Genomic DNA, 25,532 nt, shown 5'->3' with positions numbered 1-25,532 from the left:
TATTGATGATATATCTCTTCTTTCCTCAAGGAAAGCCGGAAACAGCTCCTGTTTCTTCTCTCGAACTAATCAGCGCTGAAACCCCTCAGCAGACAGAAACCCCTGAAAACGAAAATCCCATAATTGAATCCAACTTAGTGATTGATATAAAAGGCCAAGTAGTCACGCCTGGCGTATACGAACTTCCGCCAGGTTCCCGTATGCAGGATGCCATAAGTGCAGCCGGCGGATTTACACCTGAAGCCGATAGCCGCGCGATCAACCTGGCATTAATTGTTGTAGACGAAACCAGTCTGTACGTTCCAGCGAACGGAGAAGAAACGGTTTTGCCTGCAGCTTCATCTACGGCTCCCGCGAGTGGGAGCAGCCTGATCAATCTCAATACAGCTACTGAAGAAGAACTGATGGAACTGCCTGGAATCGGTCCATCGAAGGCTGCGGCGATCTTGTCCTACCGGGAGGAAGCCGGAAGCTTTAAGACGCCGGAAGAATTGATGGAAGTCACCGGGATCGGTGACAAGAGTTTCGAGAAATTAAAGGATCTCATTATCGTCAAATAGAAACTATGTATATCAAAAGACGGTTGACGAAATTGTCGCCTCTGCTACACTTATTTTAACTACACTAGCAGGAGGCAATTAAATGAAGCGAATAACTTGGGACCAATTTTTTATGGCGCAAAGCCATTTGCTCGCGCTGAGAAGCACTTGTACACGACTTGCTGTTGGAGCAACCATCGTGCGTGACCGGAGAATCATGGCGGGCGGCTATAACGGATCGATTTCCGGAGGCGACCATTGCATCGACAAAGGCTGTTATGTCGTAGACGGACATTGTGTCCGGACGATTCATGCAGAAATGAATGCATTGCTGCAATGCTCGAAGTACGGCGTCAGCGTCAACGGGGCAGATATGTATGTCAGCCATTTCCCTTGCCTCCAGTGCACGAAATCGATTATCCAAGCGGGCATTTCACGTCTGTATTACGCTACCGACTATAAAAATCACGAATATGCGATCGAATTGCTGGAACAGGCTGGTGTGGAAGTCGTACAAGTTGTATTCGATGAACGGAAAATCGATTTTTTGAGTGTCGAAAAATCGGCTTTGTACATGGAATTGCTGGAGAAGCTGCGTGAAAAAGGCGGAAGCGAAGAAGAATTGGCCCATTACAATGAACGGGTGAATCAATTATTCGGAGAAATCGAAGTATAACAAGTACTCTTTTTTTATACTTGGCAACAGCGACAGCTCTTGCCACATATGCAGCGCATGAAACACCGGTTCAACTTGTGTTCATGTTGCTGCTTTTTTGTTGGATGTTCTGGAAAAGCGAAAGTGCCGCAGTCTTCATATGCGTACTTTTATTTGCCTGCACCGTATATCTGTTGCAGGATATCCGCGAACAAAATGAATTAGCTGCCTCATTGCCTTATTCAGGAGAACTGATATTCAAGACGGGGGCAGTGATTGACGGGGATAGCCTAAGAGGATTTGCGATGTTAGAGGGAGAGACGGTGGTTTATGCTCGGTACCGACTGACCTCAGCTGAACAAAAGCTTCAACTGGAAAACCTGATGGATCGGTCTGTGTTTCAGGTAAGCGGCGTTTTTGAAGCGCCATCTCCACCATCTCATCGCTACTCATTCGACATGGCGAAATACTTGCATCATAATGGAGCCGCTTCGCTACTGATGATTCAATCGATTGATGGAGCAAAAGAGAACGATACATGGTTCAACCAGCTCTTAAGCAGAAGAGATGCTGTGAAGAACCACATTCGGGATCATTTTCCTGAAAGCTTAGCAGCAGAGGCTGAAGCGTTGCTAATCGGTGAACGAGAGAATATGGATCCCGAAGACCAACGCGTGCATCAAACGCTCGGGATTTCACATTTGTTTGCCATTTCAGGCTTGCATGTGGGAATAGCATCGGGTTTGCTGTACGTTATCCTCATTCGTCTTTATGTGCGAAAAGAAGCAGCAATGATCATTTTACTCATTGCGCTGCCTCTTTATGCAATCATCGCTGGCGGAGCACCGTCTGTTTGGCGTGCGGTCAGCATGGTTACGGTTGTATTAGCTGGAAAGTTATGCAGTTTAAAGTTTCCTATTGCAAATATTATGTTAACAAGCTTTATACTTTTTATGCTTTGGGATCCTTATGCTATGTATAAAATCGGTTTTCAATTGTCTTATGGTGCCACATTCGGTATTATCTACTCGCTGAAGTTTCTAAGTAAGATCGAATCCTCTTTCAAAACAGGTTTTGTCATCACATTTATTTCACAGATGACCTTGTACCCTTTGCTGCTGTTTCATTTTTATGAATTGTCGCTGTCGGCATTTGTGGTCAATAGCTTGTTTGTTCCTTTATTTACTTTGTTAATTTTGCCGGCAAATTTCGTCCTGCTGTTTTTGACGGCGGTCTTCCAGCCGGCAGCAGACTTTGTTTTTTATTTTTATGAGCCTTTGCGTGGATGGATCGGGCAATTTATGGACTGGCTCGCACGGTTGCCTTACCAGTTATGGAATCCTGGAAAACCCGGAGTTTTTATGGTATTTCTGCTGACAGGGACTGTCTATCTGTTTTATTGTGCGGCCGAACAGCGCTTCCGCTTTCGGCAATTGCTAATTCTATTAGTGCCGGCTTTGCTGTTCACCGCATTTCCGTATCTTGATCCCCGCTTAAAGCTTACTTTTTTGGATGTTGGCCAAGGGGACAGTGCGTTAATCGAACTGCCTTACCGAAAAGCTGTTTATTTAATCGATAGCGGAGGAGTTCTGCGTTTTGATACGGAAGCTTTTAGAGAAAAGAAACAGCCCTATGAAATCGGGCGGCAGATTGTGGCTCCATACCTTAAAGGAAATGGGATTTCTTCGCTTGACACATTCATCATTTCGCATCCTGATGCGGATCATGCAGAAGGAGCAGATGAAATTTTCCGTCTGTTTTCCGTCGATGCGCTCCATTTGACGCCGGGTTCTGCTTCGAACACACTGATGCAGCAGTTGGCACCCGATACAGCTGAAGCAAAACTTGTCTTTCCTGCCCTTGGATCAAACTGGGTAGTCGGCGAGACTCAATTTATTTACCTCTCGCCAAAGGATGCTGAGTATGAAGGCAATAACGATTCACTGGTGCTGTTGATGAAGACCGGAGATTATCGGGTGTTGTTTACCGGTGATCTGGAAGCGGCTGGTGAAAAGGATTTGCTTGAGCCTTACGGCAGTGAACTTGCAGGGTTGACAGTACTGAAAGTTGGCCATCATGGCAGCAAGACATCCAGCAGTAAAGAATTTCTTTCAGCACTCCAGCCGGCATTATCGGTTTTTTCAACAGGCGCAGACAATCGATATGGCCATCCGAGCGCGGAAGTGGTAGAGCGCTTCACGGAACTTCAGCTAAAGACACTGAGCACCGCAGAAAACGGAACCATTCGACTGCTGTACGATAACGGGGAGCTTGAGATAGAAACTATGCGTTGAACTAAGAAAAGCGGAAGCGCCCGGTAAGCTCTGTCGGGCATAAGATGGTTTGGCCGAGTGGCGTTCTTTGCCGCGCAGCCATAGTGGCTTAGGACCCGAGGAGCTGGGTGCTGGAGTCAGGACAATAAGAAAAGCGAAGGCGGCCGTGTAGCTCTGGCCAGAAACGTAATGTTTTCCTAACCAACAAAAAAAGGTCCCGATTATGAAAACCGGAACCTTTTTTGATTTAATTACCGTGCAGCGAATTGTACAACTCCAGCGATGATAAAGATAAGGGCGAAAAATCCAAAGGATACGACGAAGCCCATACCCGCGTCGATTGCATCGTTACGTTTGGACTGTACATTCTGTTCAAATTCATTCATTGAAATCCCTCCTAATTCCCTCTAATTATAAGCGAAGACAACTTAAAAATCTAGATTGAAGTCGACTAAAACGAATGAATTTAGCAGCTGACACATAACTGTCAAATACCCAAAGCAGTAAAAATCCGATATAGTAGAGAGAGGGGAGGCTGATAAGATGATTACTTCCGTGTGGAAATCCATACGCAGCGGACAAATAGACCCTGTTTATCTCATCGTAGGAACAGAAAGCTATTTTATCGAAAAAACTTTGGATTTATTAAAAGATAAATTGACGGATAACGGCGAATTGGAGCTGACTTTTTTTGATTTGGATGAAGTGCCTGTCGAACATGTCATCGACGAAGCAGATACGATCCCGTTTTTCAGTGACCGCAAGCTCATCATTGCGCGTAATGCATCGTTTTTAAAAGCGGCCGAGCGCGGCAAAGAAAAAATTAATCACGATGTCAAAGCATTGGAAGCATGGCTAGAGCACCCGCCTGGCAGTTCTGTTACGATTTTTGTCGCGCCTTATGAAAAACTGGACGAACGGAAAAAAGTAACCAAGTTGATGAAGCAGCACACCGTCTTGGTAGAGGCTAAATCTTTGCAGACGAATGATTTGGAAAGCTGGCTCATGCACGAAGCAAAAAATTTCGGCAAAGGCATAGACCTGAAGGCGGCTCAACGGCTGATGGAAATGGCAGGAACCAACCTGACGTTGCTGTCTTCGGAAATTGAGAAGATGTCCTTGTACCTTGGGGCAGCGGATGGCGATATCACAGTAGAGCTAGTCGAACAAATGACTGCACGGACACTGGAGCAGGACGCTTTCAAGATGTTGCAGTCCTACCTGGATGGAGATGTCAGCGGTGCCCTCAGCGTTTATTATGATTTATTGCGCCAAAAAGAAGAGCCGGTTGCCTTGACTGCTTTACTGGCTTCACAGATTCGCTTCATGATTCAAGTCTATTATTTGCAGAAAAAAGGCTATCATGCACAGCAAATCTCCAAACAGCTGAAAGCTCATCCGTATCGTGTGAAATTACTGGTTGAAAAGCGTCAGCAGATTTCGGAAAAACGGCTTCTCCAAGTGCTGGGTGATTTGGCTGACATCGATTTGCAGCTGAAGACCTTAAGTGGCAACCGCGAACGCATTCTGGAGTTTTTCCTGATGAAGCGCGGAGGGCAAGCTCAGCGTTGAATATGTACAGAAAAAAGCCGGCTCCCTTTAGGGGAACCGGCTTTTACGGGCTGTAAAGAAATTTCTAACAAGCCGTGGGTTTTCGAAGCTTACCGCGGGCTCTCATCCAAGCGGGAAACACTGTGGGAGCACAAGGATTTAAGAGCGGACACTTCTCCACCCCACTTTGTGAATGCTTTATTCTTTGAAAGCAGCGGAAGGCGGCGACTCCAACGGGAGCAGCACGAGCTGGAGCCACTGGACTGAGCGCAGCGAGGGAAGCGGCAGAAGCTGTGCCCGTGGAACGCGTCCGCCTGAAGCGAAATGAAAGTATGAGATCTTTTTCAACAAGCAGAAAAAAGCCGGTTCCCCTGGAGGAACCGGCTTTTTAAAGCATTTTACGCTTGTTTCATCAAGCGAGCTTTTTTACGAGCTGCAGTGTTTTTATGGATCAAGCCTTTAGAAGCCGCTTTTTCCACCTGTTTAATCGCCGCTTTTACAGAATCGCTAGCGTTATCGTCGTTGTTAGTCAAAGCAGTTTCAGCTTTTTTAACAGATGAACGCATTGCTGATTTTACATGTGAGTTTTGAGCGTTTTTAGTTTCGTTCGTGCGCACACGTTTGATTGCAGATTTAATGTTTGGCATATCTTTCACCTCCTAGACAAGTAAGAAAGAGAGGAAAACATCCCAACTCTTTAATGTCTCTATACAACATGAGTTATTTTATCAAATCGGCGTAAGGAATGCAATAGATACATGCAAAGAAGTTTTCCTTGACACTGAAATCATTTCCGGTGCTTTCATTGCTCAATGGCCGTGGTACTGCTATAATTCATAGTAGTTTGTATAGGAGTGTGGACCATGAACCAAGAACAGAGATTAGCGCGTCAAAGCAAAATACGTAATTTTTCGATCATCGCCCATATCGATCACGGGAAATCTACGCTTGCCGACCGTATACTGGAAAGAACAAACGCCCTTACCTCTAGGGAAATGAAAGAGCAGCTGCTTGATTCCATGGATTTGGAACGCGAACGCGGCATTACGATCAAATTAAACGCTGTCCAATTAAATTACACAGCAAAAGACGGCGAAACTTATATCATGCATTTGATAGACACACCCGGACACGTCGATTTCACTTACGAAGTCTCACGCAGCCTTGCTGCCTGTGAAGGCGCCGTATTGGTCGTTGATGCTGCACAGGGCATAGAAGCCCAAACCTTAGCGAATGTTTATTTAGCCTTGGATAATGACCTTGAAATTTTGCCGGTCATCAATAAAATCGATTTGCCTGCTGCAGATCCTGAGCGTGTACGGCAGGAAGTGGAAGAAGTTATTGGACTGGATGCCTCTGAAGCCGTTCTGGCTTCGGCGAAAGCGGGTATTGGAATCGAAGAGATCCTTGAACAAATCGTTGAAAAAATACCAGCACCTACAGGTGACCCGAGTGCGCCGTTAAAAGCGATGATTTTTGACTCGCTTTATGATCCGTATCGTGGAATCGTTTCGTATATCCGTATTGTTGAAGGAACGGTCAAGCCTGGCGACACAATCAAAATGATGTCCAGCGATAAAGAGTTTGAAGTTATCGAAGCAGGAGTGTTCACACCGAGAGCCACGCTCCGGGAAGAATTGACGGTTGGAGATGTAGGATTCCTGACGGCTGCCATCAAAAATGTGGGTGATGCACCGGTGGGTGATACCATCACTCATGCAAGAAAACCGGCATCGGAAGCATTGCCAGGATACCGCCGTTTGAACCCGATGGTTTATTGCGGACTTTATCCGATTGATACATCTAAATACAATGATTTGCGAGATGCACTCGAAAAACTGGAATTGAATGATGCAGCACTTCAGTTTGAGCCGGAATCTTCACAGGCGCTGGGCTTTGGCTATCGCTGTGGTTTCCTTGGTTTATTGCATATGGAAATTATTCAGGAGCGGATTGAACGCGAGTTTAATATCGACCTGATCACCACTGCACCAAGTGTTATCTACAATGTCCATATGACAGATGAAGAAGTTCTTAAAATCGATAACCCGGCTATGATGCCGGATGCACAAAAAATCAATTATGTAGAAGAACCTTATGTCAAAGCAACTATCATGGTACCGAATGATTATGTCGGTGCTGTTATGGAAATATGCCAGAAAAAACGCGGGAATTTCCTGACGATGGATTATCTGGATAATTCACGTGTCAGCATCATTTATGAGTTGCCGCTAGCGGAAATCGTCTATGATTTCTTCGATCAATTAAAATCCGGCACAAAAGGGTACGCCTCTTTCGATTACGAGTTGATCGGCTATAAAGAGTCAAAACTCGTGAAGATGGATATCCTGCTTAATTCGGAGCAGGTCGATGCTCTCAGCTTCATTGTTCACCGTGACTTCGCCTATGAACGCGGCAAAGTGATCGTCGATAAATTGAAGAATTTGATTCCGCGCCAGCAATTTGAAGTGCCGATCCAAGCCGCCATTGGCCAAAAGATCGTAGCGCGCCAAACCATCAGCGCCATGCGTAAAAACGTCCTTGCCAAATGTTACGGCGGAGATATTTCCCGTAAGCGGAAACTTCTTGATAAGCAAAAAGAAGGTAAAAAACGCATGAAACAAGTTGGCTCTGTCGAAGTTCCCCAAGAAGCATTTATGGCGATCCTGAAAATGGACGACCAATCAAAATAAACGAAAAAAAAGGAGGCGGGAATTTCAGCCTCCTTTTCTTATTAGAAAAGAGGAAATAAAATGGTTAAAGGATTGTACATCCATATTCCATTCTGTCACCAAATTTGTTTTTACTGCGATTTCAATAAAGTCTATTTCAAAGATCAGCCAGTGGATGCCTATATCGATTCAGTCGGCCAGGAACTGGCATTATGGAAAGAGCAAGGAGCGCTCGACCAGCCGTTGGAGACGATCTTTTTAGGAGGGGGTACCCCGACTTCGCTGACACCTGCCCAATTGGAAAAGCTGTTGTCGCATATTCACCGATACGTACCGATGTCGGCTGATTTGGAATGGACTTCGGAAGCGAATCCCGATGAACTGACAAAAGATAAGATGCAGGTGCTGTTTGACGGAGGCGTTAATCGTTTGAGCATGGGCGTCCAGTCATTTGATGAAGATCTTCTGAAAAGGCTTGGGCGGACCCACAGCAATTTAGATGTTACACGTGCAGTTGATTCAGCCCGCCTGGTTGGATTTGAAAATTTAAGCTTTGATTTGATGTACGGTTTGCCTGGGCAGAGCATGCAGCAATGGGATGATACGCTGGAAAAGGCTTTTGCTTTTGACCTGCCGCATTTTTCTGCCTACTCATTGATCATTGAACCCAAAACCGTTTTCTATAATTTAATGACAAAAGGCAAGTTGAATACCGTAACCGAAGATTTGGAAGCGGATATGTATGAAAAATTGATGAATGAAATGGACAGCCGCGGATTAAAGCAATACGAAATCTCTAACTTCGCGCGTCCGGGGCATGAATCACGCCATAATTTACTATATTGGGACAACGTCGAGTATATCGGCGTTGGTGCCGGTGCACATGGCTATGTGGACGGAGTCCGATATTCAAATGCTGGACCGTTGAAAAAATACATGTCGCCATTGGAAGAAGGCGAACGGCCGATCCTCAATACACATATCGTGCCAGTTCATGAAAAGATGGAAGAAGAAATGTTCTTAGGCCTCCGGAAAACTTCCGGTGTTTCCTTGCTTCATTTTCAGAATAAATTCCAAAAACCGATAAAGACCGTCTACGGCACTATCCTGGAAAAGGAAATTGCCAAAGGGAATCTCGAGATTGCCGGTGACTTTGTAAGGCTTACCAGAAAGGGCCGGTTCGTCGGCAATGAAGTTTTTGAACAATTTTTATTAGCATAAAGCTCTTCCGTTGACATCGATCATGATATTTGTTAATTTTAATGTAGTATTAGCACTCGGGTACTTAGAGTGCTAACAGAGGTGATGATCATGTTAACAGAACGGCAACTGCTCATCTTAAAGGTGACAGTGGATGATTATATTCAATCAGCTCAGCCGGTAGGATCGAACCAACTCTCCAAAAAACCTGAAATCCCTTTCAGTCCGGCAACCATCCGAAACGAAATGGCGGATTTGGAAGGCATGGGCTTTCTGGAGAAAACACATACGTCTTCCGGACGCATTCCTTCTCAAAAAGGCTACCGCTATTACGTCGATCACCTGCTGACGCCAAGGCCGCTGGCACAACAGGATATTAAGCAATTGCGCTCGGTTTTCGAGGAAAAACTGACAGAGACAGAAGAAGTCATCAAGCGCTCTGCAATGATTCTTTCGGAATTGACCAATTACACATCCATTTTATTGGGACCTGATGTGCGCAGGCACATCGTCAAGAAATTGTCGATTGTCCCATTGACGGAGGATGCTGCGGTTGCGATTATCGTAACCGATTCAGGGCATGTGGAAAATCGGGTATTTTCGATTCCGCCAGGCCTCAATCCGTCGGATATTGAAAAGATGGCGAATATCCTTAATGAACGGCTGGTCGGGGTGTCTCTCAACAACCTGCATCTGCGGCTGGAGCAAGAGACTTTGACGATTTTAAAGCAGCATGTCGAACGCTACGGCGAACTGTTTCATACATTCAGACAAGCGGTATTATTGCCGCATGAAGATGAAAATGTATTTTACGGCGGAAAGCTTAATATTCTGAAGCAGCCTGATTTTCATGATCTCCAAAAAATCAGGAATTTGATGGATGTCATGGAAGAAGCCAAGCACATTCCGATGATACTGCCTGTTGGAAGCCAAGGCCTCCATATTCGCATTGGCTCGGAAAACACGCTGTCGGCAATGGAAGACTGCAGTGTCATTACGGTGTCGTATGACATTGGAGAAGAGCAGACGGGTTCTATCGCCATAGTCGGCCCAAAACGGATGGATTATAAACGCATCGTCTCCATTTTAGATCTGTTGAGCGGTGATTTGTCGAAAGAACTAACCCGTATGTTTAAAGGAACGTGAACAAAGGAGGAACAGATTTGTCTAAAAAAAATGAACCAGTAAAAACAGAAGAACAGGCAGCCGCTGAAGAAGTTGAAGTAAAAGAGCCAGTCTCGGAAACGGAAACAGAAGAGCAGGTGGAGCTGGCGGATACAGAAACGCCGGATATCGATTCTTCTGTTGAAGAAGAGGAAACTGTTAATGAGGCTGAAGAGCTTCGCAAGCAGTTAGAAGCAGAGCAAAACAAATATTTGCGCCTGTTGGCAGACTATGATAATTTCAAACGGCGTACACAAAAAGACAAAGAAATCGCCAATAAATTCCGCTCGCAATCCTTGCTGTCGGATATTCTGCCGGTACTGGACAATTTCGAGCGTGCCATGTCAGTGACGACAAATAGTGAAGAATCTGCTTCTTTGCTGAAAGGCTTAGAAATGGTGCAGAAATCCTTGATTGAAGCAGTGAGCCGTGAAGGCTTGGAAGAAATCAAAGCAGTCGGTGAACCGTTTGATCCGAATTTCCATCAGGCGGTCATGCAAGAGAAAGACGATTCCGCTGAACCAGGCACTGTCCTGCAGGAATTGCAAAAAGGCTATATGCTCAAAGGGCGAGTTCTTCGTCCGGCAATGGTGAAAGTAAACGAATAAAAATTATTGGAGGAATTCACAAATGAGCAAAATTATCGGTATTGACTTAGGTACAACAAACTCAGCAGTCGCAGTATTAGAAGGCGGCGAACCAAAAATTATTCCAAACCCAGAAGGCAACCGTACAACTCCTTCTGTAGTCGCATTTAAAAATGGTGAGCGCCAAGTCGGCGAAGTGGCAAAACGCCAATCAATCACTAACCCAAACACCATCCAATCTGTAAAACGTTTGATGGGTACACAGCAAAAAGTTACAGCTGAAGGCAAGGAATACACGCCCCAGGAAGTTTCTGCAATGATCTTACAGTACATTAAAGGATATGCTGAAGAATACTTGGGCGAAAAAGTAACAAGAGCGGTTATCACAGTACCTGCTTATTTCAACGATGCAGAGCGTCAGGCAACAAAAGATGCTGGACGCATTGCAGGTCTTGAAGTGGAACGGATCATCAACGAGCCGACTGCAGCAGCACTTGCTTACGGCCTTGATAAAATGGAAACTGACGAAACAGTCCTTGTCTATGACCTTGGAGGCGGTACATTCGACGTATCAATCCTTGAGCTTGGCGACGGCGTATTTGAAGTAAAATCCACTGCCGGCGATAACCGTCTGGGCGGAGATGATTTCGATAAATTGATCATCGATTATTTAGTACAGGAATTCAAGAAAGAAAACGGCGTAGACTTGTCTAAAGACAAAATGGCTACCCAACGCCTTAAAGACGCAGCTGAAAAAGCGAAAAAAGACCTTTCCGGCGTATCTTCAACTCAAATCTCATTGCCGTTTATCACTGCAGGAGAAGCGGGACCGCTTCACTTGGAAGTGACAATGAGCCGTGCGAAATTCGATGAATTGACTTCTTCATTAGTTGAACGCACAATGGGGCCAACTCGCCAAGCATTGAAAGATGCTGGAATTTCGGCTTCACAACTTGACCGCGTTATTCTTGTCGGTGGATCTACACGTATCCCGGCTGTACAGGAAGCAGTTAAGAAAGAAACTGGCAAAGATCCGCATAAAGGGGTTAACCCGGATGAAGTTGTTGCAATGGGCGCAGCTGTCCAAGGCGGAGTTTTAACTGGTGACGTTAAAGATGTCGTGTTATTAGACGTAACGCCATTATCACTTGGTATTGAGACGATGGGCGGCGTATTCACGAAATTGATCGAGCGCAATACAACAATCCCAACTTCAAAATCACAAACATTCTCAACGGCTGCTGATAACCAGCCAGCTGTAGATATTCACGTATTGCAAGGGGAGCGCCCGATGGCAGCAGCCAACAAAACGCTTGGCCGTTTCCAATTGGCTGATATTCCACCGGCTCCACGTGGTGTACCACAAATCGAAGTTAGCTTCGATATCGACAAAAATGGTATCGTCAGCGTAAAAGCGAAGGATCTTGGAACGCAAAAAGAGCAGACCATCACAATCCAATCCAACACTTCTTTAACAGACGAAGAAATCGATCGCATGATCAAAGAAGCGGAAGAAAACGCAGAAGCAGATGCTAAAGTGAAAGAAGAAGTGGAACTTCGCAACGAAGCGGATCAAGCTGTCTTCACAACTGATAAAACAATCACCGACCTTGGTGAAGTAGTGTCAGAAGAAGAGAAAAAACAAGCAGAAGATGCACGCGACGAACTAAAAGCGGCATTGGAGTCTGATAACATCGAAGACATCCGTGAGAAAAAAGATAAACTTCAGGAAATCCTGCAAGGCTTATCCATGAAAGCTTACGAGCAGGCAGCAGCAGCTCAGCAAGCCGGGCAAGAGGAAGGCGCAGCATCAGGAGACGACGATGTGGTTGACGCTGAGTTCGAAGAAGTAAACGACGACAAAAAATAAGCAAAACATGGAAAAGTCAAAGCAAAGCAACATGCTTTGGCTTTTTCAATGTCTTTGCAAGAGCGATTTAAACCGTGTACAATTACAGTTGATTGCTAGAGGGAGAGTGACTTATGAATAAGCGAGATTATTATGAAGTATTGGGCGTATCCAAGTCCGCTTCTAAAGAAGAGATTAGAAAAGCATACCGGACTTTGTCAAAAAAGTTCCATCCGGATATCAATAAGGATACCGATGCTTCTGAAAAATTCCAGGAAGTTAAAGAGGCATATGAAGTATTGAGCGACGAACAAAAACGTGCACAATACGATCAATACGGACATCAAGATCCGAACCAAGGCTTTGGCGGCGGTTTCAGCGGAGCCGATGGGTTTGGTTTCGACGATATCTTCAGCACGTTCTTTGGCGGCGGTTCGAGACGACGTGACCCGAATGCTCCGCGTAAAGGCGATGACCTGCAATATTCAATGACCATCGATTTCATGGATGCTGTGTTCGGCAAAGAAACGGAAGTTGAAATTCCAAAAGACGAAACATGCGATACGTGCGACGGTTCTGGCGCTAAGCCTGGCACGAAGAAAAAAACATGTCCGTATTGCGAAGGTTCTGGCCAGATGAATGTCACACAGGATACACCGTTTGGCCGTATGGTCAATCGCCGTGCCTGCCAGCATTGTGAAGGAACTGGACAGATCATTGAAGAGAAATGCCCGACTTGCCGCGGTGAAGGAAAAGTACGCAAAGTCAAAAAAATCAAAGTCACTATTCCAGCCGGTGTTGATGATGGCCAGCAATTGCGCGTTACAGGGCAAGGGGCACCAGGTGTCAACGGAGGACCTGCAGGAGATCTGTATGTTGTTTTCCGTGTAAGACCGCATAAGCAATTCCAGCGTGAAGGCGATGATATTTACCTGGATATTTCCATTACTTATCCACAAGCTGCATTGGGCGATGAAATCGAAGTGCCGACTATTTCAGGAAAAGTGAAGTTGAAAATTCCGGCCGGCACACAAAGTGGCGCACGTTTCCGTTTGAAAGGCAAAGGCGTTAAAAATGTTCATGGCTACGGAACTGGCGACCAGCATGTTATCGTCCGCGTAAAAACACAAACGAAACTCAGCGAGAAGCAGAAACAGCTATTGCGGGAATTTGCTGAAATCAGTGGAGATATTCCAGAAGAACACAGCAGCTCTCTTTTTGCAAAAATCAAACGCACAATTAAAGGCGATTGATACAAGCTGAAAACGTAAAAGAATTTCTGTTTCACTGTCAGTTAAAGCAATTCAAGTTTTACAAACAGAAGGCTCTTGCGAAAAGCGAGAGTCTTACTGACTGTAAAAGCGAAAAAGGAGCTGGGCGGAATTGAAATGGTCAGAACTGGCGATTCATACGACAAACGAAGCAATAGAAGCGGTTTCCAATATCATGCATGAAGCTGGTGCCAGCGGTGTGGTCATTGAGGATTCGGAAGATTTAACAAAAGAAAGAGAAGATCGTTTCGGTGAAATCTATTCGCTGGATCCGGAAGATTTTCCGATTGATGGGGTTATCCTAAAAGCTTATTTGCCGGTCAACAGTTTTCTGGGAGAAACGGTTGAAGCCATTAAATTGGCGATCAACAACCTGGTTGCCTTCGATATTAACTTAGGCAAGAATGAAGTGACCATCAGCGAAGTAAATGAAGAGGAATGGGCAACGGCTTGGAAGAAATACTACCATCCCGTTAAAATTTCCGAACGCTTTACGATTGTTCCGACGTGGGAAACCTATAATCCTGTATCAAGCGATGAATTGATCATCGAGCTGGACCCAGGCATGGCGTTTGGTACAGGCACTCATCCGACGACAGTCATGAGCCTTCAAGCGTTGGAAAAAACGGTGCAGCCGGGAGATCGCGTCATCGACATTGGCACAGGTTCAGGGGTTCTTGCGATTGGAGCGGCATTACTGTCTGCGAAAGAAGTATACGCACTGGATTTGGATGAAGTTGCCGTAAGATCAGCCACCATTAACGTTAAGCTCAATAAAGTCCAGGATATTGTCACTGTAGAAGAAGGCAATTTGACTGATAAAGTAGGGCAGCCGGGAGATGTGGTAGTCGCGAATATTTTAGCGGAAGTCATCATGTCCTTTACGGACGATGCATTCACTATTGTGAAACCGGGTGGCCGCTATATCACGTCAGGCATTATTGCGGCGAAAAAGAATGATGTAAAAGCTGCTCTTGAAGCATCCGGATTTGTTATTGAAGACGTCATGATGATGGAAGACTGGGTCACTATCATTTCAAAAAAACCTGAATAACGGGGTGCCACAATGCAGCGATATTTTATAGAAGGCAAAATTCCAGACAACCGAAGAGTGGCAATAACAGGCGATGATGCAAAGCACATCGCCAAAGTTATGCGCCAAACTGCCGGTGGTTCTCTGATTGTGGTCATGGAAGGCAAAGCTCATATAGCGAAAATACTGACGGCTGATTTTGATGTGGAAGTAGAGTTAGGTGAAAAGCTGGAAACACAAGTGGAGCTGCCGAAAAAAGTGACCATCGCATGTGGATTGCCGAAAGGCGATAAGCTTGATTTGATTACGCAAAAAGCAACCGAGCTTGGGGTGTATGCTTTGCTGCCTTTTGCAGCAGAGCGGTCCATCGTCAAATGGGACACTTCCAAAAGCCAGAAAAAAATCGATCGGCTTCAAAAAATCGCGAAAGAAGCGGCTGAACAATCGCACAGGACCCATATTCCTGAAATACATAGCGTCCATACTTTTAAGCAATTGCTCAACCAAGCCGATTCGTATGATGCAGTTATTGTTGCCTATGAAGAAGAGGCTCGCCAAGGCAGCAGAACGCGGTTTGCTGAAATTTTGAAATCATTGTATGATAAAGATTCAGTCCTGATCGTATTTGGTCCGGAAGGCGGAATCACTGAAGCTGAAGCATCAGCGCTGAAAAGCTCAGGTGCTATTTTCACTTCTCTCGGTCCGCGAATTCTGCGGACAGAAACGGCTCCATTGTATGCTCTTGCGGCAATTTCCAGTGAATTCGAATGAAGCAGTACAGCCGTTTCTGAATACATCAAAAGCTTAGGACACTGAACTGCAATGCCATTTCCCGTACAGGGAATAGATGGATGAACAAAATGACTTTTAATAGAATGGGGATTTTTAATCATGACGAACATTGCATCTTATATCGACCACACCTTATTGAAACCTGAATCAACAGAAAGCCAAGTTATTCAGCTCTGTAAAGAAGCAGCTGAGTTCAAGTTCGCCTCTGTCTGTGTCAATCCGACTTGGGTGGAAACAGCAGCAGCCGAGTTGGCAGACAGCGGAGTAAAAGTATGCACAGTTATTGGATTCCCCCTGGGTGCATCAACTCCGGAGACGAAAGCATTTGAAACTACTGACGCGATTTCAAAAGGCGCTGGTGAAATTGACATGGTCTTGAATGTCGGGGCGTTGAAAAGCGGAAATACGGATCATGTGAAAAAAGATATCGAAGCAGTCGTTCAAGCAGCAAAAGGAAAAGCCATTGTAAAAGTGATTTTGGAAACTTGCCTGCTGACTGATTCAGAAAAAGAAACAGCTTCACGCCTTTCAAAAGAAGCAGGAGCTGATTTTGTCAAAACTTCTACAGGATTTTCAACCGGTGGTGCCACAGTTGAAGACGTCAAATTGATGCGTCAGACAGTTGGTCCTGAGTTAGGCGTAAAAGCATCTGGAGGCGTTCGAAGCTTGGAAGATGTAGAGGCAATGATCGAAGCAGGAGCTACACGCATTGGTGCCAGTTCTGGAGTGAAAATCATGCAAGGCTTAACTTCAGATTCCGATTATTAACTATTGACCTTTTCCTGAGAATACGATATAATTTTTGAGTATATAACACTTGTTGTTCTTCGCTTCAACGTGTGTTCGGAGGGAGGGAAAAAGAGATGACAAAAACTACCGTTCGTAAAAACGAATCGATTGAAGATGCTCTTCGCCGCTTCAAACGTACTGTTTCTAAATCCGGAACAATGCAAGAGGTTAGAAAGCGCGAGTACTATGATAAGCCGAGCGTGAAACGTAAACTAAAATCAGAAGCTGCGCGTAAACGTAAATTTTAATTGACTTTAACGAGTATAATGACTTTTAAAAAATATGAACGACCAGCCTAAACCGCCAACGCGATCATCGTGTTGGCGGTTTTTCTAATTGTCACATTTGTAAGCGCATTCTTTCGTTATTGCTGAAGCTTTCCTTTATAATGAAAATAGGTAGATTGAAAAGATGCATTTATCTTTATTCCCTTAACACCTCTTTTTTTCTCCTTAGTTTTTATCAACACTAGTTCCAGCTAAAACTTTTCAATGGAGTGATTTTATTTAACGCAGTTTCATTTGAAGAGCTCTTCAGTAAGTCTATAAAAAAACGGTTTGATAGATTTAATTATTTATAGTAAAAATGAAACCACACGCCAGTTTATCCGTATATATACAAACAGTAAATTTGAAATGCGAAAGGAGAGATCCCATTGAGCAGAGTCAAAGTCTTTATTGGTTTTGGACTTTTACTGTTATCGTTTCTGCTCATGCTCCCGGCTATCCAGGCTGACACTTCGACAGTGTACGTAATACCAATCGAAGATGAAGTTGAAAGAGGACTGCAGGCTTTTCTCGAACGGGGCATTGAAGAAGCAGAAGATGCTGGAGCCGAAGCCATCATATTCGAAATTGATACGCCGGGCGGGTTTGTAGACGCGGCGGATGGCATTGCCCGTCTATTGAACAAAACTTCAATACAGACTTTAGCTTTCATTAATCAGGATGCGCTATCTGCCGGCGCTTTTCTGGCTTTGCATAATGACGAGATTTACATGCATCCAAACGGTCGAATGGGAGCAGCCCAAGTAATTGATATGGCTGGAAACGCAGCAGCGGACAAAGCCAACAGCGCTTGGCTGTCTTCTATGAGAAGTGCAGCCCAATCAGCCGATCGTGATCCGCAGTATGCATTGGCCATGGCCGATGCCTCGATGAGTATACCTGAGCTGGGCATTGATGAGGGGGAATTATTGACCCTCGGTGCAGCCGAAGCTGAACAAATTGGGTACTCAGAAGGCACTGTATCTTCTTTAGACGAGCTGCTTGCTTTGAAAGGGTATGAAGATGCGGCTGTAGTTATGATTGATGAAACCTTTTCGGAGAGTTTGGCACGTTTTCTGACCAACCCGATAGTCGTACCGATCCTCCTGTCATTTGCAGCACTTGGATTGCTGCTTGAATTGTTTACGCCTGGAGTCGGGATTCCAGGATTTATTGGTCTGACTTTCCTGATGCTGTTTTTTTACGGTCATCTGGTGGCAGGGTTGGCTGGCTATGAATCCATTATCTTATTGGTGATCGGATTTGGGCTATTGGTCGCAGAGTTTATTATTCCGGGCGGTGTTGCTGGATTCTTAGGTATTGCAGCCATTCTCGGAAGCATTCTTTTGGCGGGAGGGGACCTGAAGACCACCGCCATAGCAGTACTTATTGCAATGATAGTAGCAACAGTAGGGATGGTGATTGTAGTGAAATTCTTTGGTAAGCGGCTTGATTTGTTCAAACGGATTATCTTGACGGATGCCACCGATACGGAACATGGTTACGTATCGACTACAAATCGCCCGGAACTTGTCGGTAAAATTGCGAAAGCAGTGACGGCGCTTCGTCCATCGGGCACCATCAGGTTAGATGATGAACGCATAGATGCTGTCTCTGAAGGCAGATTTATCGACAATGGGAAAGATGTTAAGATAATCAAGGTAGAAGGTTCTCGTATTGTAGTACGCGAACTTGAAAAACAAGAGGAGGAATAGAAGAATGGGACTTGAAACAATTGGTTTAGGTGCAGCAATAATAGGTATCATCATCGTTCTGGCAATTTTCTTCACATTCGTGCCAATTACATTATGGATTTCAGCATTGGCCGCAGGGGTAAGAATCAGTATCTTTACACTGATTGGTATGAGATTGCGCCGGGTTATTCCGTCACGGATCGTAAACCCACTGATTAAAGCGTCAAAAGCTGGATTGACAGTAACCATCAATCAATTAGAAAGCCATTACTTAGCAGGCGGTAACGTTGACCGTGTCGTTAATGCATTGATTGCTGCACACCGTGCAAATATTGAATTGCCTTTCGAACGCGCAGCAGCGATTGACTTGGCAGGGCGTGACGTGTTGGAAGCTGTTCAAATGTCCGTTAACCCGAAAGTTATAGAAACGCCATTTATTGCAGGTGTTGCGATGGACGGAATCGAAGTTAAAGCAAAAGCTAGAATTACGGTTCGCGCCAATATTGACCGCTTAGTCGGTGGTGCAGGTGAAGAAACCATCGTCGCTCGTGTTGGTGAAGGTATTGTATCCACACTCGGTTCAAGTACGAGCCACAAGAAAGTCCTTGAGAACCCGGACTTGATTTCACAAACAGTGCTATCTAAAGGTTTGGATTCAGGTACGGCATTCGAAATCCTCTCGATTGATATTGCGGATGTTGATATCGGCAAGAACATTGGTGCCGAATTGCAAACAGAGCAAGCAGAAGCAGATAAGAAAATTGCCCAAGCCAAAGCGGAAGAACGTCGTGCAATGGCTGTAGCAAGCGAACAGGAAATGAAAGCGAAAGTTGTGGAAATGAGAGCGAAAGTTGTCGAAGCTGAAGCTGAAGTGCCATTAGCGATGTCCGAAGCACTTCGCACCGGGAATATTGGCGTTATGGACTATGTAAATTACAAGAATGTCCAAGCGGATACCGGTATGCGAGAGTCTATCTCGAAAACAGGCATGGACAAATCCGACGATAAATAATGGCCGTTAACCATAAGGGAGGTTTGTCGTATGGAAGCTCTCATAATTGGACTAATAATCATGGCGGTCAGCACTTTTTTCAGTAAAGGAAAAAAGGATTCAGCCGATGATGCTCCGGCAAAGCCCGTCTCGCCGCAAAGGTCAACTGGCAGGGATAGCCGATCCGGACAAAAAACGTTCAAACGAGTAGAAGATTATGCTAAAGAAATTTATGGGGAACTGCAAAATCAAAAAACCCCACAGCCTGAACGAACACAGCAGGTGAAGAAAAAAGTTGAAGAAGTTGCAAACCGGAGACCAGTAAGGGAAGCGCGTCAGGAAGTGCAGCGTCGTGTATCTCCACGGGAAATTTCTTCTGAAATTGAGGATCGTATTACAGCAACAGAGTCTAGCGCTTTGCGAAGCCAGTCGGCTGCTCCTCGGACGAAAAACAATGAGGATGATCTATTGCCGTTAAGCAACGAGGACGTTAGAAGAGGAATTATTATGGCGGAAATTTTGATGCCGCCAAAGTCGAAAAGATGATAGCTGTCGGCCAGTGGAAACTGGCCGATTTTTATATATCATAATAAAATTATGTAAACTAATTAGTATGTATACTGTGTTTTTTTGATAATTATGTTTATTTTACTGCAAAACAGTACCCAAAAGGCTACTTCTCTCACCTAGCTTATCTAAACAAATATTTTACAAGTGATTATCTTTAATGATAGAGTGAAATTAGTAGTAAATACTCGATTCCAAGGAGCGTCCACATGACAGAAAACAACCTACTCGAATTACATGTGAAAGACCCAAATGAAGCGGTTCAGCTGCTCGGGATATCAGACAATCATTTAACTTTAATCGAAGAAGCATTCGATATTCAAATTATTACCCGCGGTGAGGTCATCAAATTATCAGGATCTGAAGAAGGCAAACAGACGGGGAAATTATTAATAGAACAATTGTTGCGGGTCATTCGCAAAAATATCAATATCGATCAGCGGGATATCGTCTCTGCCATTGAAATGGCTAAAAACGGCACGATTGAATATTTTGCTGAGCTTTACGATGAAGAAGTAGCACGCAATGCCAATGGAAGATCAATTCGCGCTAAAACTATTGGCCAGCGACATTACATCCATGCAGTAAGGAGCAAGGATCTAGTGTTCGGCATTGGTCCAGCCGGAACAGGGAAAACCTATCTGGCAGTTGTCATGGCCGTCCAGGCACTAAAAAATGGCCAAGTAAAGAGAATTATTTTGACTCGCCCTGCTGTTGAAGCAGGTGAAAGCCTGGGCTTCTTGCCGGGTGACTTAAAAGAAAAGGTAGATCCTTATCTTCGTCCTTTGTATGACTCTCTCCATGACGTTTTAGGGTTAGAACAGACCAATCGATTTATCGAACGCGGTACGATTGAAATCGCTCCTCTGGCTTATATGAGAGGGCGCACTTTAGATGAGGCCTTTGTTATTCTGGATGAAGCGCAAAATACCACAAAAGCCCAGATGAAAATGTTCTTGACACGTCTAGGTTTTGGTTCAAAAATGATTATTACCGGCGACAAAACCCAGATCGATTTGCCTCGGGGAGCTGAATCCGGGTTGATCGCAGCTGAAACGATTTTAAAAGGTGTGCGCAATATCCACTTTCAATATCTCGAAAGCGGCGATGTAGTTCGTCACCCGCTTGTAGCGAAAATCATTGAAGCTTATGAAAATCAGCCCACTTAAATAGCTTAGAAAAATGCAGGGATACATATCCCTGCATTTTTTTGCGGGCAAATGACTATTGCTTTTGCACCATCCAATTCACCTCATAAATATGGGGATAATTTCAAATTATTAGAAATACACCGTGAAATCTATTTCTTTAGTTGTTATGATGGAAATAAGAAATGCGGGGTGTGAGAACATGCGTCATAGGGCACAAAAAATCTTCGAAAAACTGGGCTATCGAAAAATAATGGCGGTTGGCATCTTATTGACAGCTGGAATGCTTTACGCTTTTTTAACGGACTCTGTTCAAGGCGATGCATATGATATACAGTTATTCCAATTATCATCTGAGACCATCCGTTCAGAAAAAACAGTGGAAGACCCAATTAAAACCGAGCTTGAAAGGCAAAGGCTCGCTGATGAAGTGGCGCCGAGCTATCAATTCATGGATGAAATTGCTGATAACCAATCAGCCTTGATCGAGTCTCTTTTCGACTACCTTTTGGATGCTAAGGCAGCCCCTGAAGCTGAACAGGAGGAGCTTTCTGAAGAAGATAAGATTGCACAGCTTAGAGAAGATTTGCGTCTAATGGAAACCAGTGAAAACGGATTGCGGTTAACAGACGATATGCTCCGATCTTTATTGGCTCTATCCGATGAACGGTTGATCGATGTACGGGAAGAGTTGGACAACTTGCTGCAATCCTACTTGAGTGAACCGATACGGATAGAGGAAGTAGCGCGGATTCGGACGGAAATAGAACAGGACATCCGGCGCAATGAACAAATTCCAGCTAACGTAGTCCAAGCAGCGGTGACCATTGGCCGCTTTGGCATCATTGCGAATGAGCTGGTCAATGAAGAATTGACAGCGAGCCAAGTGCAGCAAGTTCGGAACAGCGTTGAGCCGACACGTATATTGCAAGGGCAAGTCTTGGTACAAGAAGGCCAAGTGGTGGACAAGGAAATATACCGACAGCTGGAGCTCGCCGGAATGACAGAAGAGCATTTGAATTACAAACCGCTGCTGGGCCTGCTGATTTTTGTTTTGATTGCTGTAGGACTCTTGATGGCTGTCATGTCCCGCTCAGAGAAAGATGATAAAAGCAAAAGCACGGAGCTGCTGGTCATCGTTGTGGTTATCGCGATTTCATTGGCGCTTATGAAATTATTATATGCAGTCAGCGGAAACTTTGATTTGGTGATTTCGTTTATTTTTCCAACGGCGCTGGCAGGCATGCTGGTTCGTCTGTTGGTTAATGAACGGGCTGCTGTCTATGTGACAATCCTGATTAGTGCCGCAGCTGGCATCATGCTGCAAAGCGGTTATTCAGCTTCTCTGCAAGTTGATGTGGCCCTTTACATACTCTTCGGCGGGTTGACTGCTATTTACTTAATTGACCAGGATGGCGGCCGCGGACGTTTGCTGCAAATCAGTTTAGCTGTAGCGGGAGTCAATGTATTGTTCGTCGCTTTTTACTTATTGATTGGGCAGACACAATATAATTGGTCGGAAATCGGTTTTTATTTTACAGCTGCGATTGTCTCTGGTTTGCTCTCCGGCGCATTGGCCATCGGATTTTTGCCGTTTTTCGAATCAGCTTTTGGCATGCTTTCAGCCATGCGTCTGATTGAGCTGTCCAATCCAAATCATCCGCTTTTGAAGAAAATCCTTATGGAGACGCCTGGTACCTATCACCATAGCTTAATGGTGGCGAATTTGGCGGATGCTTCTTGTGAAGCAATCGGAGCAAATGGCCTGTTAGCTCGGGTGGGCTGTTATTATCATGATATCGGCAAAACAAAACAGCCGCAGTTTTTTATTGAAAATCAAGTGAATATTGAAAATCCGCATGACCGTCTGCCGCCGGAAAAAAGCCGGGATATCATCTTGGCACATGGTGTACAGGGAGCTCAAATGCTTAAAAACTATAAGATGCCGAAAGAAATCATTGATGTGGCTGCACAGCATCATGGCACGAGTCTATTGAAATTCTTTTACTACAAAGCGAAAGAAACCAATCCGGATACCAATGAAGAAGCTTATCGCTATGTCGGACCAAAACCGCAAACCAAGGAAATTGCCATCATCTGCATCGCAGACAGCCTGGAAGCGGCCGTCCGCTCAATGAAAGAGCCAACATCAGAAAAAATAAAAAAATTGGTGGATTCGATTGTAGAAGATAAACTGAAAGATGGGCAATTTGAGGAATGTGATATATCCTTAAAAGAACTGAAGACGGTGAAATCGGTGATGTGTGAAACGTTGAATGGAATCTTCCATTCACGCATCGAATATCCGAAAGAGACCAATTGATAGGAGGAGCAGCTATGATAGCAATCGATTTTATGGACGAAACAGAAAGCCTGAATCAGCAGGAACTGGAGTTTGTACAAAACATCCTTGAACACGCAGCGAAAGAAGAGGGATTAGGAGACTCGGAAGTGTCCGTGACCTTTGTCACCAATGAAATGATCCGTGATATCAACCGCGAATACCGGGGCAAAGATCAGCCAACAGATGTCATCTCGTTTGCAATGGAGGAATTGGGCGAAGGGGAAACGGCCATTATCGGCTCTCCGGAACCACGCATGCTCGGAGATATCATCATCTCACTCGATCGGACCAAAGAACAAGCAGCAGATTACGGCCATTCGTTTGAACGGGAGTTGGGCTTCCTGGCAGTTCATGGGTTTTTGCATTTGCTGGGATACGACCATATGACTGAAGAAGATGAAAAGAAAATGTTTTCCCGTCAAGAAGAAATTTTGATTTCGCTTGGCATAACACGTGATAAGCATGACGGCGCGTAGATTTTTCCGCTCTTTCCAATTTGCAGCTCAGGGCATAGGAACTGCTTTGAAGCGTGAACAGAACATCCGCTTTCATTTTCTTGCGGCTGTAGTGGTCGTGCTTGCAGGTCTGCTGACGGGCCTGTCTTATTTGGAGTGGCTGATCGTCATCCTGCTGATCGGAGGCATGCTTGCATTGGAGATGGTCAATTCAGCCATTGAACGGGTCGTCGACTTGGCGACTGCTGAGCTTCATCCTCTTGCCAAACAGGCCAAAGACATGGCAGCAGGTGCCGTTTTGGTATTTGCAGCAGCAAGTGCTATAATTGGATTACTGATATTTCTACCCAAATGGTTTTAAATTCGCAGAGGTGATAAAAATGGAAAAGGAACAGTTGATGAAGAAAGCAATAGAAGCACGCGGCACTGCATACGTGCCTTATTCAAATTTTCCCGTCGGTGCAGCCTTGCTGTCAGCTGACGGTACAGTGTACCTGGGTTGTAATATCGAAAACGCCGGCTATTCCATGACGAATTGCGCAGAGCGTACAGCGGTGTTCAAGGCCGTTTCTGAAGGCGTCAAGTCCTTTACGGCATTAGCTGTATCAGCGGACACTCCAGGCCCTGTATCACCTTGTGGTGCATGCAGACAGGTATTGGCAGAGTTCTGCTCGCCGGACATGCCGGTTTATTTAACAAATTTAAAAGGTGACGTCCAGGAAACGACAATCAGTGAACTGCTTCCGGGCGCATTTTCAACGGAGGATTTAAAATATGCAGCAAGAGAATAACGGTTTCAAGTCAGGCTTTATTTCCATCATCGGCCGTCCGAATGTCGGGAAATCGACATTCCTTAACCGGGTAGTGGGCCAAAAAATTGCCATCATGAGCGACAAGCCTCAAACGACAAGAAACAAAGTGCAGGGCGTCGTGACTACCAACGACAGCCAAATGATTTTCATTGATACACCCGGCATTAACGAACCACGCCATAAGTTGGGAGATTTCATGCTGAAAGTGGCAAAAAACACTTTCCGTGAAGTGGATGTTCTGCTGTTTGTGGCAAGCGCTGTGGACCGTGTCGGTAAAGAAGACCGTTATGTGCTCGAAATGCTGAAAGGCATAGATGTACCGGTATTTTTGGTTATTAACAAAATTGACCAAGTCCATCCCGACAATTTGCCTAAAATTATCGAATCGTACCGCAATGAATTTGATTTTGCAGAGGCCATTCCGATTTCAGCATTGCAAGGCAATAACGTAGAGAACTTACTGGCTAAAATCAACGAACGCCTTCCGGAAGGCCCGCAATATTACCCGGCTGACCAAATTACGGATCACCCTGAACGCTTCATCATTTCTGAACTGATTCGTGAAAAGGCGCTGCATTTGACGCGTGAAGAAATTCCGCATTCGATCGCTGTGGTTATTGAAAAAATTGCACCGGATTCCGAAAACAAGGACATGATACGTGTCCAAGCGACAATTATGGTAGAACGCGATTCCCAAAAAGGCATTGTCATTGGCAAAAAAGGAGCGCTGTTAAAGCAAATCGGTACGCGCGCCCGCCAGGATATCGAAAACCTGCTTGGATCGAAAGTATATCTGGAACTATGGGTAAAAGTGCAAAAGGATTGGCGCAATAAAGCGATGCATTTACGCGATTTCGGCTTCAGAGAAGACGAATACTAA

Annotated in this window: 25 protein-coding genes; 23 read left to right on the top strand and 2 right to left on the bottom strand. The window is 44.9% G+C overall.

The window, feature by feature from the left end; genetic code table 11:
• Positions 1–5 precede the first annotated feature (5 nt).
• The 3 genes from FQV26_RS10820 (at position 6) to FQV26_RS10810 (ending at position 3,488) form a co-directional block, all read left to right on the top strand.
• The gene (locus FQV26_RS10820) at positions 6–560 is read left to right on the top strand and encodes a helix-hairpin-helix domain-containing protein (protein ID WP_146557484.1); all 555 of its coding nucleotides are present in this window, start codon (positions 6–8) and stop codon (positions 558–560) included.
• 82 nt (positions 561–642) lie between these two features.
• Complete coding sequence (locus tag FQV26_RS10815; protein WP_146557483.1) at positions 643–1,215, top strand: ComE operon protein 2; 573 nt, start codon at positions 643–645, stop codon at positions 1,213–1,215.
• 83 nt (positions 1,216–1,298) lie between these two features.
• Entirely contained in the window at positions 1,299–3,488 is a 2,190-nt protein-coding gene (locus FQV26_RS10810) for a DNA internalization-related competence protein ComEC/Rec2 (RefSeq protein WP_261384327.1), read from the top strand.
• Positions 3,489–3,718: 230 nt separating this feature from the next.
• On the opposite strand, the gene FQV26_RS10805 is transcribed toward FQV26_RS10810, so the two are convergent.
• Entirely contained in the window at positions 3,719–3,853 is a 135-nt protein-coding gene (locus FQV26_RS10805) for a YqzM family protein (RefSeq protein WP_006828710.1), read from the bottom strand.
• Positions 3,854–4,010: 157 nt separating this feature from the next.
• Here FQV26_RS10805 and holA point away from each other — a divergent pair, with 157 nt between their 5' ends.
• The gene (gene holA / locus FQV26_RS10800; RefSeq protein ID WP_146557482.1) at positions 4,011–5,039 is read left to right on the top strand and encodes a DNA polymerase III subunit delta; all 1,029 of its coding nucleotides are present in this window, start codon (positions 4,011–4,013) and stop codon (positions 5,037–5,039) included.
• Positions 5,040–5,416: 377 nt separating this feature from the next.
• Here the strand turns inward: holA and rpsT are convergent, their stop codons facing one another.
• On the bottom strand, positions 5,417–5,665 hold the full coding sequence (gene rpsT, locus FQV26_RS10795) for a 30S ribosomal protein S20 (protein WP_146557481.1): 249 nt from the start codon (positions 5,663–5,665) through the stop codon (positions 5,417–5,419).
• A 216-nt stretch (positions 5,666–5,881) separates the two neighbouring features.
• Here rpsT and lepA point away from each other — a divergent pair, with 216 nt between their 5' ends.
• The 19 genes from lepA to era all read left to right on the top strand — a co-directional run bounded on the left by lepA (position 5,882) and on the right by era (position 25,532).
• Positions 5,882–7,711: a translation elongation factor 4 gene (gene lepA / locus FQV26_RS10790; RefSeq protein WP_146557480.1), complete on the top strand. Its 1,830-nt coding sequence runs from the start codon at positions 5,882–5,884 to the stop codon at positions 7,709–7,711.
• Positions 7,712–7,771: 60 nt separating this feature from the next.
• The gene (gene hemW, locus FQV26_RS10785; RefSeq protein ID WP_146557479.1) at positions 7,772–8,911 is read left to right on the top strand and encodes a radical SAM family heme chaperone HemW; all 1,140 of its coding nucleotides are present in this window, start codon (positions 7,772–7,774) and stop codon (positions 8,909–8,911) included.
• 90 nt (positions 8,912–9,001) lie between these two features.
• Complete coding sequence (hrcA, locus tag FQV26_RS10780) at positions 9,002–10,036, top strand: heat-inducible transcriptional repressor HrcA (RefSeq protein WP_146557478.1); 1,035 nt, start codon at positions 9,002–9,004, stop codon at positions 10,034–10,036.
• Positions 10,037–10,053: 17 nt separating this feature from the next.
• Positions 10,054–10,662, top strand: a complete 609-nt coding sequence (gene grpE / locus FQV26_RS10775; protein WP_146557477.1) for a nucleotide exchange factor GrpE — start codon at positions 10,054–10,056, stop codon at positions 10,660–10,662.
• 22 nt (positions 10,663–10,684) lie between these two features.
• Positions 10,685–12,511 carry a molecular chaperone DnaK gene (gene dnaK / locus FQV26_RS10770; protein WP_146557476.1) on the top strand — a complete coding sequence of 609 codons (1,827 nt, stop codon included), beginning with the start codon at positions 10,685–10,687 and terminating at the stop codon, positions 12,509–12,511.
• A 113-nt stretch (positions 12,512–12,624) separates the two neighbouring features.
• Entirely contained in the window at positions 12,625–13,743 is a 1,119-nt protein-coding gene (gene dnaJ, locus FQV26_RS10765; RefSeq protein ID WP_146557475.1) for a molecular chaperone DnaJ, read from the top strand.
• 130 nt (positions 13,744–13,873) lie between these two features.
• Positions 13,874–14,815: a 50S ribosomal protein L11 methyltransferase gene (gene prmA, locus FQV26_RS10760; RefSeq protein ID WP_146557474.1), complete on the top strand. Its 942-nt coding sequence runs from the start codon at positions 13,874–13,876 to the stop codon at positions 14,813–14,815.
• A 12-nt stretch (positions 14,816–14,827) separates the two neighbouring features.
• Entirely contained in the window at positions 14,828–15,565 is a 738-nt protein-coding gene (locus FQV26_RS10755; protein WP_146557473.1) for a 16S rRNA (uracil(1498)-N(3))-methyltransferase, read from the top strand.
• 120 nt (positions 15,566–15,685) lie between these two features.
• Positions 15,686–16,354 (top strand): deoxyribose-phosphate aldolase, encoded by a 669-nt coding sequence (gene deoC / locus FQV26_RS10750; protein WP_146557472.1) that lies wholly within the window; start codon positions 15,686–15,688, stop codon positions 16,352–16,354.
• 95 nt (positions 16,355–16,449) lie between these two features.
• A complete protein-coding gene (gene rpsU, locus FQV26_RS10745) occupies positions 16,450–16,623 on the top strand; it encodes a 30S ribosomal protein S21 (RefSeq protein WP_008431605.1) in 174 nt (57 codons plus the stop codon).
• 407 nt (positions 16,624–17,030) lie between these two features.
• Positions 17,031–18,356 carry an NfeD family protein gene (locus tag FQV26_RS10740; protein WP_146557471.1) on the top strand — a complete coding sequence of 442 codons (1,326 nt, stop codon included), beginning with the start codon at positions 17,031–17,033 and terminating at the stop codon, positions 18,354–18,356.
• Positions 18,357–18,360: 4 nt separating this feature from the next.
• Entirely contained in the window at positions 18,361–19,347 is a 987-nt protein-coding gene (floA, locus tag FQV26_RS10735; RefSeq protein WP_146557470.1) for a flotillin-like protein FloA, read from the top strand.
• 30 nt (positions 19,348–19,377) lie between these two features.
• Positions 19,378–19,872: a YtxH domain-containing protein gene (locus FQV26_RS10730; RefSeq protein ID WP_146557469.1), complete on the top strand. Its 495-nt coding sequence runs from the start codon at positions 19,378–19,380 to the stop codon at positions 19,870–19,872.
• A gap of 230 nt (positions 19,873–20,102) precedes the next feature.
• The gene (locus FQV26_RS10725) at positions 20,103–21,062 is read left to right on the top strand and encodes a PhoH family protein (RefSeq protein WP_146557468.1); all 960 of its coding nucleotides are present in this window, start codon (positions 20,103–20,105) and stop codon (positions 21,060–21,062) included.
• 181 nt (positions 21,063–21,243) lie between these two features.
• Positions 21,244–23,364: an HD family phosphohydrolase gene (locus FQV26_RS10720; protein WP_146557467.1), complete on the top strand. Its 2,121-nt coding sequence runs from the start codon at positions 21,244–21,246 to the stop codon at positions 23,362–23,364.
• Positions 23,365–23,378: 14 nt separating this feature from the next.
• Positions 23,379–23,861: an rRNA maturation RNase YbeY gene (gene ybeY, locus FQV26_RS10715; RefSeq protein ID WP_146557466.1), complete on the top strand. Its 483-nt coding sequence runs from the start codon at positions 23,379–23,381 to the stop codon at positions 23,859–23,861.
• Positions 23,848–24,201, top strand: a complete 354-nt coding sequence (locus FQV26_RS10710; RefSeq protein ID WP_146557465.1) for a diacylglycerol kinase family protein — start codon at positions 23,848–23,850, stop codon at positions 24,199–24,201. Before ybeY ends, FQV26_RS10710 begins: the two co-directional genes overlap by 14 nt.
• A 19-nt stretch (positions 24,202–24,220) precedes the next feature.
• The gene (locus FQV26_RS10705) at positions 24,221–24,631 is read left to right on the top strand and encodes a cytidine deaminase (protein ID WP_146557464.1); all 411 of its coding nucleotides are present in this window, start codon (positions 24,221–24,223) and stop codon (positions 24,629–24,631) included.
• The gene (era, locus tag FQV26_RS10700; protein ID WP_146557463.1) at positions 24,615–25,532 is read left to right on the top strand and encodes a GTPase Era; all 918 of its coding nucleotides are present in this window, start codon (positions 24,615–24,617) and stop codon (positions 25,530–25,532) included. Before FQV26_RS10705 ends, era begins: the two co-directional genes overlap by 17 nt.

Origin of the sequence: Planococcus sp. CPCC 101016 (genome assembly GCF_007859295.1) — a bacterium.
Taxonomy (GTDB): Bacteria; Bacillota; Bacilli; order Bacillales_A; family Planococcaceae; genus Planococcus.
This window is presented reverse-complemented; position numbering and strand designations above follow the sequence as displayed.